This window comes from Paenibacillus roseus (assembly GCF_016424485.1).
GTDB lineage: Bacteria > Bacillota > Bacilli > Paenibacillales > Paenibacillaceae > Paenibacillus_D > Paenibacillus_D roseus.
Genome location: NZ_JAELUP010000117.1, coordinates 132694 through 146699, shown reverse-complemented (window position 1 = coordinate 146699; position 14006 = coordinate 132694). Strand labels below are relative to the sequence as shown.

The window sequence follows — 14006 nt, the reverse complement described above, 5'->3', positions numbered from 1 at the left end:
GCCGGTAAGTGTGCGGAGGACTTCCACTGATACGGTTAAATAAATAGATTCGAGGCGTACGTGTCATACGCACATATAACAGTTAAGGAGATGATGAGGTGAACGGAGTTACCGTGCTGAATACGATGGGCGGTGGAGTTTCCCCCGTGCTTGTGTTTCTTATGGTTATGTGGTTTTTAGCGCTCTGTTTCTTTTTCGGCTGTGGAATTTCTGCACTCAAAGATGAGGAAATATTTCTAGCAATTATAAGTGGGCTGATTTGTGTGACACTGATTGTCGGATTACTTGTAGTGTGGACGGACCGTTTCGAGCCTATCCGTTATGAAGTCACCGTCAACCCCGGTCACGTTATTGATGCAGTACGATGGGAAATCGTAGAGCAGCGCGGGGAGATTTACGTAATTCAAGCGAGGGAGGAGTCGAAGTGAACAAGGTACTCAAACACATCTCGACGTACAACCCACGGGACCTTGACCATATGACGCTGACTCTCCGCGTTATTGAAGACGGCGGCGTTACGGTCATACTCGGCGTCGACCCATCTAATGGAAGAATATACGTAATCGACGTAAAAGGAGTGCTTATATGAACGTAAAAATCCACCGATTATCCGAAAACGCCCGTACCCCCACGTACGGCAGCGAAGTCGCAGCGGCTTTCGATCTCTATGCGGCAGCCGACGTAATTGTAGCGCCGGGTGAGACGGCAAAAATTCCGCTCGGGTTTGCGGTCGAGATTCCGGACGGGTACGAAATGCAAATTCGACCACGCTCGGGAATTACGCTAAAAACGAAGCTTCGTGTCGCCAATGCACCAGGTACGATCGACGCGGACTATCGTGGAGAAGTTGCGGTAATCTTCGACAATATTGCTCCGGAATCCGAGTTTGACGATGCTTATCCGTGTAGGCTTGACGGTTGGGTTGACTCGGCGTATAAGGGAGAATCCTGCGCTTACCACACGTACAATATCTACGTAGGTGATCGTATCGCACAAGCCGTTATCCTCCCGGTTCCACGGGTCAGTTTCGAAGAGGTATCAGCGGCCTCGGAGTTGTCGGATACAACACGGGGCGACGGCGGATTTGGGAGCAGCGGCGTATGAAATGTACCTGCTGCGGAAAGCCCTGCGGATTCTTCCTCGTAGAGTGGCGTAAACTTCCGTTCTGTACCTCGGAGTGCCGAGCGGTGTATAAACGGGAATATTCCGTAAGTATGAATTGGAGGTGAGCGCGAATGATGGGACCGGGTAGACCTGCGACCGAATGCGGAAACAATGAACTAGTTTTAGAATTCGAATGGGCGTGTCGCGCTGGGGATTACGAATTTGCTAACGAATATAAAGCGGAGTTGTTACTGAGACTCTCAGGTAAAGAAGGTACAACTGTGTCAACTCCTTTTACGCAGCGAATAATTGAAGAAAACGGCGACGCCTACGCTGTTGCCGAATGTATGATACCCGATGAATTACTCAACAAGGTAGAGGTATTGGCCGAAGCGTGGGCGCACGCGAGAAAGGCGATGCTTCAAGTCGCCTGGGCAATGAATGGAACAAAAAAGGAGGGCGAATGTGAATGGTTCAAGTAGGCGATTGGGTACGTATTGTTGGCGCAATGAGTGATTCGAAGTATTTATACGGATACGAGAACGGCGAAGAATACGAGGTTAAATCCGTAATAGGAGTTGTGGAGCCTTGTATTTGGCCGGATGGGACTACTGATTCCGCAATACCTCTCTCTATGCACGAATACGAAATCATCTCGAAGGAGGACGAAACTTTGAAATCCCTAACGGAACAGCTTACGGAGGCACGCGAAAAAGTAATCAAACTGGAGGCGCAAATTAAGGCGGATGCTATCGGTAAGATTGCAATTACTACGGCCGGAGGTTATTACGAAGATATCGATGAGGGTGTGTTTGTTCGGATAACTCAATGGATGGATGAGGAAGGAGTAGGTTATCCGGTCGAGGCTGAACTGCTTGACGGCAGCGACTACGACACATTCAGACCGGACGAAATCCGCTTTATCGACGAGGACGAAGCTCGCCGTATCCTCTCCGAAAAGAACGAACAGATTATCGCGCAGGCTTTCGGTGATCGTCCCTAACGTTTTGTTACCCGTCCTATTTACGTTAATGTTAGCGGCTACTTACGCTACGGATAACGTAATGGTACCGGATGTATCTAACGATTGGCGCACGTTTGAGGCTACGGCTTATACCGCCAATTGTCGAGGATGCACCGGAATTACGAAATCGGGGATCGACGTAAGAAAATCCCCGGAATATAACGGACGCATAGTAATAGCCGTTGATCCGCGCGTGATTCCGCTAGGTGCAGCGGTCGAGATACGATTAGCGGACGGGACGATTATTGAGGGGACGGCGCAAGATACCGGCGGGGCGATTAAAGGACGGAAGATCGATATATTGCACGATAGCCGCTCGACCGCCATTGAGTTCGGGCGGCAGACGGTTGATTTACGGATAGTCAACAAAAACAAATCGGAGGGTGATGTGGGTGAGTAACGGTAAACAGTTTACGTGGGTAGCGGACGATAAGTTGACGGGATGGGAACGGGCTTATACGGAGGTTGAACGAAAGGCCGCGAAAGGCGAGTTAATAAAGGTGGTATCATCAGGAACAAGTACCTACGATGTAGGAAACGTTCTGAAAATAACGGAAGTAGACGAACTACTGCCTTACCAAACAAGAAGGGCGGGGGAAGCTCGTTGTGGGTGGTTGTACGATCATGAATACGTAGTCCTCGACCCAACCAGCATAGTCCGTGAAATCGGCGGCATCACGGAGTATCGTTTGGTCAGTCGGATGGGACATAGGGGTGAGTCTATTGTGTTTGAGGATGGTACCTCTAACCTTACCTGCGGTAAGCCGTATTTAATTGTATCTGACAGACATTACGGTGGGGAATTTAAAGATGAGGACGGCTATTCTCGTTGGCAATACGTTGGTAATAAACCGAAATCCTACGTACTCGAACGAACAGTCGTTGCTCGCACCGAATGTACCGATCATCTTGACGCACTTGCCGCTGCTGGACGGAACATTGCGGAACTTCAACGGAGGGTATCCGATTTGGAGGCGGAGGTAGTGAAGCAGGCCGAAAGTCTCCAGGACGCGGCGATTTCGAAACAGTCGAACATCAAACAACTGGTCGCAGAACTTTCGCAGTCAATCAATATTGCTAAAGGTAAATCTCGGGAATTGACGAGGGGTGATGTCGTAAAGCGCGCGCAGGCGGACGTAGCAGACTTACGTAAATTTGTACGAGCCAAGCCTCCAGTAATCCTATACGGCTTTCGGAAGGTATTCTACCCCTACACAGACGGTAAGGAGGGTTACGTCCCAATAGACCGAGTTAAATACGTAGTCAATCGAGATAAACGGACGGTGGTAGCATTAATTACAGGAACATCAGATACTCGCGCGTGGGCGAAAGGCATCGCAAAAGCCGCGCCGGGCGACGTATTCAACGAGCATATCGGAAAGGCGATCGCTCTCCACCGCGCGTTGGGACTCCCGGTTCCTTCCGAGTACCTTAACGCGCCGGAGCCGGAGGGGTTTCGAGTGGACGATGTCGTTACAAATAGAGACGGCGTTTACGCGGATGTCCGCTTTACCTCTACTTTATTACACAGACTACCTGGCTACGATGGAGTAACGATTAAGGGCGTTTACTGCGGTGACGCGTGGAGACACTCGTACAGTCACGGTTGGGTCGGAGAGAATCAAATACGTGTAGTCGATGATTCCGCCCGTTATTCGGCTGTAGGAAACGAGGTGTCCGCGTAAGTGGAACGGACCTATTACGTTATCTTAGTCGACGGTGCGGTCCGCTTGAAAGACGGAAGCACTCTACGGAAATATAAGACGCGGGAGCGGGCCGAGAAAGAGGCGCAGCAGCTAGTAAGGTATCCGTATTACTGTGATCGTACGGTACAAACGGCAGAGGTTTCGTTTATTAACATAATGGATATTCCGCGGCCCGAGTCCGTTGATATTCCGCGAATTCCACCGTATTCAGGAGGAGGAGGAGGTATATAAATGTCCGATAATCAGCATTTAGTTTACGTAATCTATTACGACGGTGCACCGATCGATCACGCATTCGGTTCCCGGGCCGCTTACTTGAAGGAGGGAACAGCCCGCGCACAAATTAAACGATTGGCGAAGAACGCGGCATATCGTACACACTACTACCGTAGGGTGACGAAAGAGGAGATTGAAGCGGAGATATCGCGATTTACAGTAGTACCTTACGGGAGGGTAACGGAATGAGCCTGCTGATTTTACCGAATATCGCACTAACAGGCCAACTCCGCGCAGGTAAAGACGAGGTTGCGCGGATTCTCACGGAAAAATACGGTTACACGCGCTTCGCATTCGGCGACACGCTGAAAAACGATTTCCACCACCGCTATCCCGAAATTCCCCGCGAACCTAAGCCGAGGATCGGCTACCAGAATCACGGGCAGCTTATGCGGGAATTGGTCGATGAGGATATATGGGTGTCTAGTTGTTTTGAGTTGATCGACGTTGTTCAGGCGGAGAGTATGTACGTAGACGACTCATTTCGCGCTGTAATAACCGACCTCCGCCAGCCGAACGAATACGCCCGTTGCCGAGCCGAAGAATTCGTAATCATCCGAGTAACGTCGGCAGAAGACATCCGTATTCAGAGAGCCACTGCTTCGTCCGATACGTTTAAACTTACGGATTTGACGCACGAAACGGAGCAGCATACGGACGGCTTCGAGGTTGATTACGAAGTGATTAACGACGGATCGCTGGCGGATTTACGCCGGAAAGTTGACGAGATTATGGCGAAGTTGACTTCGGCCTAGTCCGCGGCGGCTGGTGCTGCTGGTCCGGCGCTTCGTATCCCTCTAACTGGTATGTACGCCATCCGTTTTCGTCGCCTACGTAAATATACCGGGCGGCCTTATCGTGACGAATGTCGTTATCTCGGAGAAATTTACGGGCCATCGCATATCCGCGAGCAACGTCGAACTTGTACGGCACGACGTCGATAAGACGGACGACCTCGGATTTAACGATCCCGATCCGTTTGTTTACTTTATCGTATCCGACGTAGAGAGGTACGTGTCCTTTTTCGGGAAACCCGAGTTCAACACGGAGGCCCGCCGAAAGACACAGCCGCCCGTTACGGTCTACGGTTATGTACGGACCAGAACCGTGTGTAGATACGTTACTATGCGCAATTATCGTCATTATGGATCACCTCACGAAGGTTTTAACGTAATTATACGATTTTTGTTACGAGAGATCAAATTAAATTACGGAAAGGTGGTAATTTATACGAAAAATTACGACGCAACACCCCAACGTGAGATTAACGGTTTCACTATCGCGGAGGTTTTCGCTGGTGGCGGCCTAATGGCGGTCGGACTAAAAGCCGCCGGATACTCGCTTGTTTGGGCGAACGATTTTGATAAACGCGCGTGCCAAGCTTACGCGGTCAATATCGGCGAACACATCATACATGGAGATATTACGCAGATTGATCCGGATAATATTCCGGACACGGACATTATTGCGGGAGGCCCGCCATGCCAAGATTATTCCGTAGCGGGAACGGGTGATGGCGAAGAGGGTGAGCGTGGCAGACTCGTTTGGACGTATCTTAACGTAATTGAGCGGAAGAAACCGAAAGCTTTTATTTTTGAAAACGTAAAAGGCATCGTAAGCAAACGTCATAGGCAAACGTTTGACGCGTTGATCGAACGGTTTGAATCGCTCGGGTATACGGTATCTTGGCAGGTAGTTAACGCTTGGGATTACGGAGTGGCCCAGAAACGGGAGCGCGTATTTATCGTCGGGATTCGGAAGGATATCGGAATTACGTTTGAGTTTCCGGAGCCAGACGCGGAAGGATATCGGACGCAGACGCTGCGGGATGCTATCGGGGATTTACCGGAACCACACGGAATCGAGCTATCGGAACGGGCACATGCGTACCTTGAACGCGATCCCCGACGCCTACAGAAACACCGTCCGCCGACGTATAACGAGGCGGTGCCGACGTATAACGAGGCGGTGCCGACGTATAACGAGGCGGTGCCGACGCTGCCCGCAGTTCTTCACAAAGGAGTACCTTACGGACTGTTTTATCCACCGAACCATAAAGAATATCATATTACCGAAGCTCAATTCTCACATGCTAAGAAGCATTTGTTAGGTTATAATCCGTCGTTAGACACACCAGCCCGAGTGATACGAGCGAAAGCGGAGAACTTTGCTGACTTCCCAAACACAAGACCTCGCCGCTTCACCGTCCGTGAGTGCCTCCGTATCCAATCCGTACCAGACTCTTACGTATTCCCTGACTCAATTTCGTTATCCGCGCAATATCGTATCGTCGGAAACGGCGTTGCATCGCGCGTCGCTTACTTACTGGGAATATCGCTCGCGCAGCAGTTGCGTAAAGCGCTCGAAAATAAATCGGAGAAGGAGGCGGTACTTGTTGGGTAAAGCATCGCGGGCCAGATGGGACGGAAATGTCCGGTCAATGGCGATAGTTGCGAAACATGATTCGGAGATTACGGAAGAGGATCGTCAGTTTCTACGGGATAACTACACGTCAACTGGTGGATTGCTTCCGAATGCTTACGCAGGCGGCGCGTTTTATACTCCGACACACGTCGCGAAGTTTATCGTACAGGCGCTGGAAGGGCTGTCGGGTGGTTTTGCGGAAGGCCAACGTTGGTTAGAGCCTTCGTGCGGCTCGGGCGTATTCCTGGAGCATATTCCGAATTCGGCTGAAATCACAGGACTTGAAATTGATCCGACATCTGCCCGTGTATCGTCGCTGCTCTATCCGTATATAAACGTTGTGGAAGGCGATGCATTAACGCATGACCGACGTGATTACTACGATTTTATTATCGGAAATCCACCATACGGCGTCTCTATCGATGTGGCGGCCGACGATGTCCCGGACGAGTACGTGAGCCTGTCGAAAAAGAAAGCCGGTCGACTCGGCGGGAAATCGGAATGCGCGTTTATCGAGTTGGCGATAAAGGCTGCGAAGCCCGGCGGGTACATTGCGTTCGTGCTTCCGATGGGCTTAAATTACGCCTCATACGCGGAGAAAGTCCGGCATCTCCTTTACCGCAGATGTTGGCACGTAGCGACCGTACATTTACCGGGTGAGACGTTCGCCTTAACGGGTACAACGATCGCTACACAGATTCTTATCATGCGGAAGGCTACGCCGAATGCTCGAATGATTCCGGCAGTTACAAAGCGTTGGGGATCGAATTTTAAACGGGGCGGATACGAGGATATGACGGATTTTGCCGCGGAATTTCTCGAAGGACAACCGCCAGCCTACTTCGCCACGATTACGGACATTGGCTACGATAAGCACGGCAAGCTGACGGATAAGTGGGGCGATGGCCACACGCAGCTTGACGAATTGCTCGCGGATTTCACAGACGATAATCTGACACGGGAAAACTTGTATCCGCACATTCCTTCGTGGCACTCGGTTACAAGCGTTAGCTCGTTCATGTTTTCGCACGGTAACGGGAGATGCGACGGCGCACGTGACGGAGAGTTGACGTATGTTGGCGGTCCGTATCGCTGGAACGAGTTGACGATGGGCGCAGGCGAGGAAATTACGTGGGGCGGCCGCGAGTGGTCGACGATGGATTTCGAGTGGCAAGACGCAGTTGTAACGAAATATTACGAAGAACTGGACCGAATAGGCAACGGTTTAACTGACGAATTGAAGGAGGTATAAACGTGAGCAAACCCGTAAAATTATCGAAATTCCCCGTGACCAGTCCGAGCGGTGCGGAGTATAGAGTTACGATTAAATACGACTCCGTAATCATAGGCGACTATAAGGGCAATGAGGTATGGCGAGTATACATCTACGAAAAACGAAATACATGGGGTCCTTTCCGATTCAAATGCACAGGTCGTTATCAAGCAGATTATTCAGATTACTCGGATTTAGTGGAATTAGCGTCGTACGCTGTTCTTGAGTACGAGGAGGATGTCGAAACCGAGAAGCGGGAAAACATCAAGAAAGCGGAACTTTCCCGTAAGCAGGCCGAAGCCATCGGAGCATTTCGAAATTGGGACGGCAAGATTACGAAAACGACGGAGGAGGCGGTTTAGATGTGGAAATACGGCTGTGGTTGTTGCGGAGGAAACTACGATGTTCCTTCGCATTGGATGCCGCTACCGGAAAAACCAGCGGAGGTGTCCGAATGACTCCCGAACTTGCCGAATTACATCGTCGTATTACGGACAAAATCGCACAACTAAATAAACGAATATCCTTCCGTGAGCGCCCGACGTACTTTGACGAATCTGAACGTATCAGCCGATTCCACGCGGAAGCTTACGTATATGAGAACGTATTAAAAATGATAGCGGAGGTGTCCGAATAATGGTCGATTTAACCGAACAATCCCGTAAATACACGGTAAAATACGCACTCAACGCGGCGGCTGGCGTTAAGAGCCTGCTCCGTGATCGGCACAAAATCGGACTCCGGCGCTTCACTGGTGATACGGCCGCGTCCGATATCCTTATCGATTTGGCGTCCGCAATCAACACGGCTGGCTTAACGGAGCGGCAGACGGAGGCCGTCGCATTAGTATATGGCCCGTGGGACTTGACGCAGGCAGACGCGGCCACCGTTATGGGCGTCGGGCAGGATAGCGTAAGTGATTTCCTAAACGGAGCTGCCCGCCGGATTGCCGCCGTATATGAGCGGTGGGAATACGGGGAGATCGAGGTAATTGCGGAAGAGGGGGACGGGGAAATTGACGAAGCCCGCGTTTAGAGGCCGAAAAGATCACACGGCCGAATTTGAGCGAGCCGTGACGGATATTATCGATAATTTCATCGTAGATAGAGGCGAGAGGGTGCGTGCGGTCGCTGCGTTGATTGACGAATACGTGGCGGAGGTTGGCGTTCGTCCGAAACCGCAGCAACTCGAACGGTTAACGGACTACTTAATGTACGAGGACCTCGAAGGGGACCGCCGCACGAATAAGACAACGGACGAATATCCGGTATTGTCGGAGCGGCAGCTTGCTCGGCGGCAGGACTACGAATACTCGATTGATCTCGCCAATGATTACGATACGGACGGGCGAAACCGTACTAAACCTGCCCGCCGTCATCGGATCGCGCGAGAGGAACGGTTCGTGGACAAATTGTCCCGGCAGAAAAACCGCGCCCGTAACGAGCAGTATCGCCGGGATACGTCGCCTGGTCCAGTAACTCCGTATGCTACGGAACCGTTTGTACAGGCGGGAGGCCAAGCGGATAGGTGGCGGGAATCACTGAGTGTCATTCATTAATACTAATTCGAGAATATCGGTAATATCTACGCCCAACGTCACGCAGATAATCGCCAGGTTATCAAGCGGCATTCGTTGGGTTTTATTTTCGCACATTTCGTAAATAGACGGGTGACGTATCCCTGTCCGGCGTGCCAACTCGCGTTGAGACATATTTCGGGCGGAAAGAATCTCCGCTAGTTTGATTCGTATGCGTGGCGGTGTTTTGTCGTTCAACATAATCGACCTCCTGCGGAAAGTATATCACGAAAAAATTAAAACGAACATGTTGACACGTTTAACGTAACATGATAAATTAATGCCATACCGTTACGCTAAACGTAACAATAAATCGTCGGCGGGCTTACGCGGGGAGGTGATGGGGATGGAAAGATACGAAGTATTCAGTCGAGCAAGGTCGGAGGGTAAATTTGAAGAGTTATACAAAGCCGAAAACCGTGCGAAATTACTCCTTCTGTTAGATAATACGTTGTTATACGCAACAATTCTTAATCTTGAAACCCGTGAGGAGACGCGTATATTTGTCGAGTAGATAACACAGGCCCTTCGGGGCCTTCCCGGGATAGCGCGACAGCCCCAAGGAGGCGGCGCGAGAGGAGAAACGAAAATGCATTCTGATTATTACTTCTCAAGTTCTACGGTTTGTTGCGACCCTTGCTCAGTCTGTTTTACTCCTAATTCCTGTGACTGGGGAGAGTTGTACTGCTCCAACGCGTGTCGGGCGAAAGATTTATCTCTATTCGACCGAGCGAAGTTCCTTTCCGAATTGCGCCTGAAGGGCGTGAAAAAGGAACGAGAAAATTTAGAACAAGAAGCCCGCCTGCTAGAGTTTCTAACGAGTCACAAGCCTAAATACGTCCCGATCGCAGATTCCGTATGTTTCCAGTGGATTCAGCGGCAGTCATACGGGAAGCACAGTTACTTCCTCGGACGTTGGCAAAAGGATAAGTATTTTTGTTTCGGTCGAGTTGTTTATGACGACAACTCCAACTGGGCTGAGGCCCTGCTAGAGTTGGAGAAAGAAATGAACAGCGGGAATGTCGATGTCCCGTTCGAGATTATTGACCACGAAGGAAACGCGGTGCGGTGGGAGGATTTCTTGTATCACGCATTGGTGTCCTGCGGCAACTATGATCCACAAGCGGATGTAGAGAGGCTCTCCCCTTGTTTGTTCGGACAAATGCACCGTTACAGTTATGCCGGAGGCATTAATCCATAGTTGTTTAATTTTGCGAGACGCTAGGGCGCATAACTCCGGTTGTGCCCCCAATGGGTACCGCAAATGGTATACTAAAAAGCCCGTAAAGACGGGCACAGAGGAGCAATTATAATGAATAAACAATCTTTGATTTCCGTACTTACGCAAGCTCGCGAGGTTATTATTTCGAGTGGGGAGTCATCGTTTTACGAGTTAAAGCCGCGCGATAAAAAGGTAGTGTTCGACCTCGTTATCAACGGTATTGGCGCTAGACAGTTTTCCACGGACGGAGATTCCGATGGCTGCTTCGCATCCGCAGACGTGGGCGCTTTAATATCGGACGATACATTTGTAGATGACGAGATTGTATTTTTCAGCCGATCGGAGTATACGCTTCTTGACAATATTCGCGATTCGTTGACAAGTTTTTATGTAGGTGATAATCAGTCGTCCGACACCGTCAAAGCGATTGACAAGTTGGTCACCCGGTTATCCGCCGAGGCAATATTCGTAAATTTGACGCCGCACGTATTCACCCTGTACGCGGCGGACAAGAAGGATGTACTCCTGTCTGTTCAAGCAGAGCCTGAGATGGCGCGCGTGTCTCAAACTTACGTTGATGTGCCGGACATTAACGGATTCCCGGTTGTACGTAGTGAGTACGGTACCGTGACCGGAATTCCCGATCCGCAGCCGCACACATACTATATTGTATCGCTGCTTGTTGCGCAGGCACTCGCGGCAACAGGCATTAAACGTACAGATATTTTAGTACCGGACACGGGCGCGGGTGCTGTACGTAACGAGTCGGGCGGTATTGTCGGCACGACACGGTTTATGGTAGTCTAGTACATATATGGAGGGAGGTACTGAATATGGATGAGAAAAAGTTGCTATTCATTATTGGAGAGCTTTATAACGCGATTGCTGATTTAACAGAGGGGTCTAATTTTTCTGCACAGTCTAGGCTTGAGGCTGTAGGCCCGGACCTGCAAAAATTAATAAGCGACAGTCACCCATCTCCAACAGAGACACCTTAATTTATCGTAAACAAAACGCCTTCTCATACGCGAGAGGGTGTTGTTTCTTTATCGAACAACCCGCTCGAATACGCCGCAACCCGTTTAATCACCTCGTTCCGCGCATGATCCCGCGCGATTCCAAATTCTCCTTTATATCCACGGCAATCGTACGTAAATTGCACCACGCCGTCTACCTTATCGCCCTCCCGTAAATAAATACTAGCCCGCCGTAGCTCCCGTTTAGTCTTCGTTAAATCGTCGACCAAGCGCTTTGATATAACGTCAGTCACCGCTAGGTACAAGCTACGTAATGTATACGTAGAGTTGACGATCTGACTCCGATTGGTTTCGATTATATACCGGGCAATTGGTAGTATCGCGCAATCATGCAACATCGACATTTCCGCGCGTGTAGGCGGTTCCGATTCGACCCGGTTCCGTAAAGCAAGGTATTGCTCCCGGTGTTCCGGTAAAATTATACGCATGGATTCCCAACGGCCATTTCCGGTCAACTTCTTAGACAAACGGATCACTCCCGGTAAAAGTTTCGTTGTGATTAGTATATACGAACTAGTGTTCCGTAGTCAAATCATATACACAAAATGTTCGTATCTGTTCCCGTATACAAGTTTGTTTATGTATGGTATATTTATATCAGAGCAAGGGACACCCAAAAAAGGAGAGATTAACATGAAATACCTAGATATTGCAAAAGAAACATTGGCAGAGCGTTATGTTCTCGGAGTTCGCGGACTGAGAAGTGACGAGTCCTACGAAGTGGGCGACTCTCTCCGTGATTCCTTCGAATGGGATATGGAGAACGATTGCTCTACATACTTCACCACTGGCGAGACAGCGGGCGGGATTTGCTGCATCGGCGTAGACACAGATGTTGAAACGCCAGAAGAATTGGCCGCTAACATCGAAGCTGCCGTTAAGCAAGCAAATATCTATGGAGACAACGGCTGTGATACAGTGATCGTGGCTGGTCGCAGCGTCAACACAGATTATCAAACTGATGATGGCGAGATTCGCATTCGTAATGCTTGGGTCGAGGCAATCATCGCATAAAAGGCCGCGGCTGCGCAAAGGCAGCGGGCAAAGGAGAAATAACCATGGAAGTAAGAATTAAGGAAACGGGAGTAGTTGAAAATCTGAGTTACACCGATATCAAAACTGGCGTAAACTTCATCAAGGATTTGATAGGCAATCATGATGGATTTGGAACGGAGGACCACCAATTTTTATACGACTCAGAAACCGACAGTTACACCGCCAGCCAAGACACGTTTGAGTGGTGGAAAAAGGTCGCGGGCGACAACGAAGAGTTGGACGAGCGTATTGCAGCGCTATCGGAAATCCACGGTTCAGAGGTTGTGTCCGATGCCCTGCAAGCAGCGGGTAGTTATGACCTCGAAGACCATGCAGCGGCGCTGAATAGAGTTCTTGACGAGACATTTGATGAATAGATTCAACCTAATAGGCGATCGCTACGGTCGCCTTATCGTCTTGCAAGAGTTGGAGCGAAGGGGGAACGCTAGGTATTTCCTTTGCAAATGCGATTGCGGAAGAGAACACCTGGTTCAGATGGGTTCGTTACGAAACGGGTCTACACGATCCTGTGGGTGCTTGCGTAATGAACGTGCTAAAGAGTTGCACGCTTACGATTTTACTAACAAGAGATTTGGTAGACTCATCGCCATTGAGGTCGTAGACCGGGCGAAAGACAAGAAAATAAATATATGGAGGTGTATGTGTGATTGTGGTAATGAAACAACCACAAGGTCGGATTATCTTAATAGTGGAGAAACTAGGTCTTGCGGTTGTTTAAAAAGGAGCAAGACCACCAAAACCTAAGTAAAAAAACGCAAGATAAATATATCGAGGGGGTTAGGGTGCCTAGTCTTCAACAAAAAATTAGGAAGGATAACTACAGCGGGCACAAAGGAGTCACGCGGGATAGCCGGGTACAAAAATGGCATGCCTATATCGGTTTAAAAGGCAAATCTATGCACTTGGGGTATTTTGTAGACAAGCGAGATGCTATCACAACCCGTATTGCGGCGGAGGAAAAGTTTCACAAGCCGTACATAGAGAAATTTGTGGAAAATACGGAGGAAACGGAAAAAGAAGGTACAGAGAAATTGAATACAAAACTTGAAGACACCGAACTTCCCATTCACGTAAATAAAGCGGAGCTCTCGAAGCACGCGTTATACAAGGGTGAAATCAGCCAGCAGGACCTATCTGTTCTGCTCAATGTCACACGCGGGGCCATCAACGGTCGTTTAAAGCGTGGAACACTTCCTCCATTTGACGGACACTACGAAAATGGACGCGGCTGGTGGCTCTATGAAACAGTAAAGGCACTTCTGCCAGTCGGTGATTTAAATCGCAACAAGTAGGCTACCGATATAATGT

General features: G+C 49.7%; 24 protein-coding genes. 22 read left to right on the top strand and 2 right to left on the bottom strand.

Annotated features, from left to right (window positions below):
• Positions 1-98: 98 nt before the first annotated feature.
• From JFN88_RS23500 to JFN88_RS23425, 16 genes are all read left to right on the top strand, one after another.
• Positions 99-428: a hypothetical protein gene (locus JFN88_RS23500; protein ID WP_199021785.1), complete on the top strand. Its 330-nt coding sequence runs from the start codon at positions 99-101 to the stop codon at positions 426-428.
• Positions 425-589, top strand: coding sequence for a hypothetical protein (locus JFN88_RS23495; protein WP_199021784.1), 165 nt, complete (start codon positions 425-427; stop codon positions 587-589). Before JFN88_RS23500 ends, JFN88_RS23495 begins: the two co-directional genes overlap by 4 nt.
• The gene (locus tag JFN88_RS23490; RefSeq protein ID WP_199021783.1) at positions 586-1104 is read left to right on the top strand and encodes a dUTP diphosphatase; all 519 of its coding nucleotides are present in this window, start codon (positions 586-588) and stop codon (positions 1102-1104) included. Before JFN88_RS23495 ends, JFN88_RS23490 begins: the two co-directional genes overlap by 4 nt.
• Positions 1105-1235: 131 nt before the next feature.
• Positions 1236-1586, top strand: a complete 351-nt coding sequence (locus JFN88_RS23485) for a hypothetical protein (RefSeq protein WP_199021782.1) — start codon at positions 1236-1238, stop codon at positions 1584-1586.
• Positions 1574-2107: a hypothetical protein gene (locus JFN88_RS23480; RefSeq protein ID WP_199021781.1), complete on the top strand. Its 534-nt coding sequence runs from the start codon at positions 1574-1576 to the stop codon at positions 2105-2107. Before JFN88_RS23485 ends, JFN88_RS23480 begins: the two co-directional genes overlap by 13 nt.
• Before the next feature lie 61 nt (positions 2108-2168).
• Positions 2169-2528 (top strand): 3D domain-containing protein, encoded by a 360-nt coding sequence (locus JFN88_RS23475; protein ID WP_233168358.1) that lies wholly within the window; start codon positions 2169-2171, stop codon positions 2526-2528.
• A gap of 410 nt (positions 2529-2938) precedes the next feature.
• Positions 2939-3112 (top strand): hypothetical protein, encoded by a 174-nt coding sequence (locus JFN88_RS23470; protein WP_199021780.1) that lies wholly within the window; start codon positions 2939-2941, stop codon positions 3110-3112.
• Positions 3113-3411: 299 nt separating this feature from the next.
• The gene (locus JFN88_RS23465; RefSeq protein WP_199021779.1) at positions 3412-3813 is read left to right on the top strand and encodes a hypothetical protein; all 402 of its coding nucleotides are present in this window, start codon (positions 3412-3414) and stop codon (positions 3811-3813) included.
• A 252-nt stretch (positions 3814-4065) separates the two neighbouring features.
• Positions 4066-4299: a hypothetical protein gene (locus JFN88_RS23460; protein ID WP_199021778.1), complete on the top strand. Its 234-nt coding sequence runs from the start codon at positions 4066-4068 to the stop codon at positions 4297-4299.
• Positions 4296-4865, top strand: coding sequence for a nucleoside/nucleotide kinase family protein (locus tag JFN88_RS23455; protein WP_199021777.1), 570 nt, complete (start codon positions 4296-4298; stop codon positions 4863-4865). The genes JFN88_RS23460 and JFN88_RS23455 overlap by 4 nt, the downstream gene beginning before the upstream one ends.
• Positions 4866-4968: 103 nt before the next feature.
• On the top strand, positions 4969-6513 hold the full coding sequence (locus JFN88_RS23450) for a DNA cytosine methyltransferase (RefSeq protein ID WP_199021776.1): 1545 nt from the start codon (positions 4969-4971) through the stop codon (positions 6511-6513).
• Positions 6506-7786, top strand: a complete 1281-nt coding sequence (locus JFN88_RS23445; RefSeq protein WP_199021775.1) for an HsdM family class I SAM-dependent methyltransferase — start codon at positions 6506-6508, stop codon at positions 7784-7786. Before JFN88_RS23450 ends, JFN88_RS23445 begins: the two co-directional genes overlap by 8 nt.
• Before the next feature lie 2 nt (positions 7787-7788).
• A complete protein-coding gene (locus JFN88_RS23440) occupies positions 7789-8169 on the top strand; it encodes a hypothetical protein (RefSeq protein WP_199021774.1) in 381 nt (126 codons plus the stop codon).
• 92 nt (positions 8170-8261) lie between these two features.
• Entirely contained in the window at positions 8262-8444 is a 183-nt protein-coding gene (locus JFN88_RS23435) for a hypothetical protein (RefSeq protein ID WP_199021773.1), read from the top strand.
• Entirely contained in the window at positions 8444-8842 is a 399-nt protein-coding gene (locus tag JFN88_RS23430) for an RNA polymerase subunit sigma (protein ID WP_199021772.1), read from the top strand. Before JFN88_RS23435 ends, JFN88_RS23430 begins: the two co-directional genes overlap by 1 nt.
• Positions 8823-9365, top strand: a complete 543-nt coding sequence (locus tag JFN88_RS23425; RefSeq protein WP_199021771.1) for a hypothetical protein — start codon at positions 8823-8825, stop codon at positions 9363-9365. The genes JFN88_RS23430 and JFN88_RS23425 overlap by 20 nt, the downstream gene beginning before the upstream one ends.
• Here JFN88_RS23425 and JFN88_RS23420 read toward each other — a convergent pair.
• The gene (locus tag JFN88_RS23420) at positions 9345-9584 is read right to left on the bottom strand and encodes a helix-turn-helix domain-containing protein (protein ID WP_199021770.1); all 240 of its coding nucleotides are present in this window, start codon (positions 9582-9584) and stop codon (positions 9345-9347) included. The genes JFN88_RS23425 and JFN88_RS23420 overlap by 21 nt on opposite strands.
• 562 nt (positions 9585-10146) lie before the next feature.
• Between JFN88_RS23420 and JFN88_RS23415 the strand changes: the two genes are divergently transcribed.
• From JFN88_RS23415 to JFN88_RS23405, 3 genes are all read left to right on the top strand, one after another.
• Positions 10147-10584: a hypothetical protein gene (locus tag JFN88_RS23415; RefSeq protein ID WP_199021769.1), complete on the top strand. Its 438-nt coding sequence runs from the start codon at positions 10147-10149 to the stop codon at positions 10582-10584.
• A gap of 111 nt (positions 10585-10695) precedes the next feature.
• Positions 10696-11412 carry a hypothetical protein gene (locus JFN88_RS23410; protein ID WP_199021768.1) on the top strand — a complete coding sequence of 239 codons (717 nt, stop codon included), beginning with the start codon at positions 10696-10698 and terminating at the stop codon, positions 11410-11412.
• A gap of 26 nt (positions 11413-11438) precedes the next feature.
• Complete coding sequence (locus JFN88_RS23405; protein ID WP_199021767.1) at positions 11439-11603, top strand: hypothetical protein; 165 nt, start codon at positions 11439-11441, stop codon at positions 11601-11603.
• Between the two features lie 23 nt (positions 11604-11626).
• On the opposite strand, the gene JFN88_RS26355 is transcribed toward JFN88_RS23405, so the two are convergent.
• The gene (locus JFN88_RS26355; RefSeq protein WP_500048326.1) at positions 11627-12070 is read right to left on the bottom strand and encodes a YhjD family protein; all 444 of its coding nucleotides are present in this window, start codon (positions 12068-12070) and stop codon (positions 11627-11629) included.
• Between the two features lie 205 nt (positions 12071-12275).
• Here JFN88_RS26355 and JFN88_RS23400 point away from each other — a divergent pair, with 205 nt between their 5' ends.
• The 3 genes from JFN88_RS23400 to JFN88_RS23390 all read left to right on the top strand — a co-directional run bounded on the left by JFN88_RS23400 (position 12276) and on the right by JFN88_RS23390 (position 13990).
• Positions 12276-12656 (top strand): hypothetical protein, encoded by a 381-nt coding sequence (locus JFN88_RS23400; RefSeq protein WP_199021766.1) that lies wholly within the window; start codon positions 12276-12278, stop codon positions 12654-12656.
• A gap of 44 nt (positions 12657-12700) precedes the next feature.
• Positions 12701-13054 carry a hypothetical protein gene (locus JFN88_RS23395; protein ID WP_199021765.1) on the top strand — a complete coding sequence of 118 codons (354 nt, stop codon included), beginning with the start codon at positions 12701-12703 and terminating at the stop codon, positions 13052-13054.
• A gap of 348 nt (positions 13055-13402) precedes the next feature.
• Positions 13403-13990: a hypothetical protein gene (locus JFN88_RS23390; RefSeq protein WP_199021764.1), complete on the top strand. Its 588-nt coding sequence runs from the start codon at positions 13403-13405 to the stop codon at positions 13988-13990.
• Positions 13991-14006: the final 16 nt, after the last annotated feature.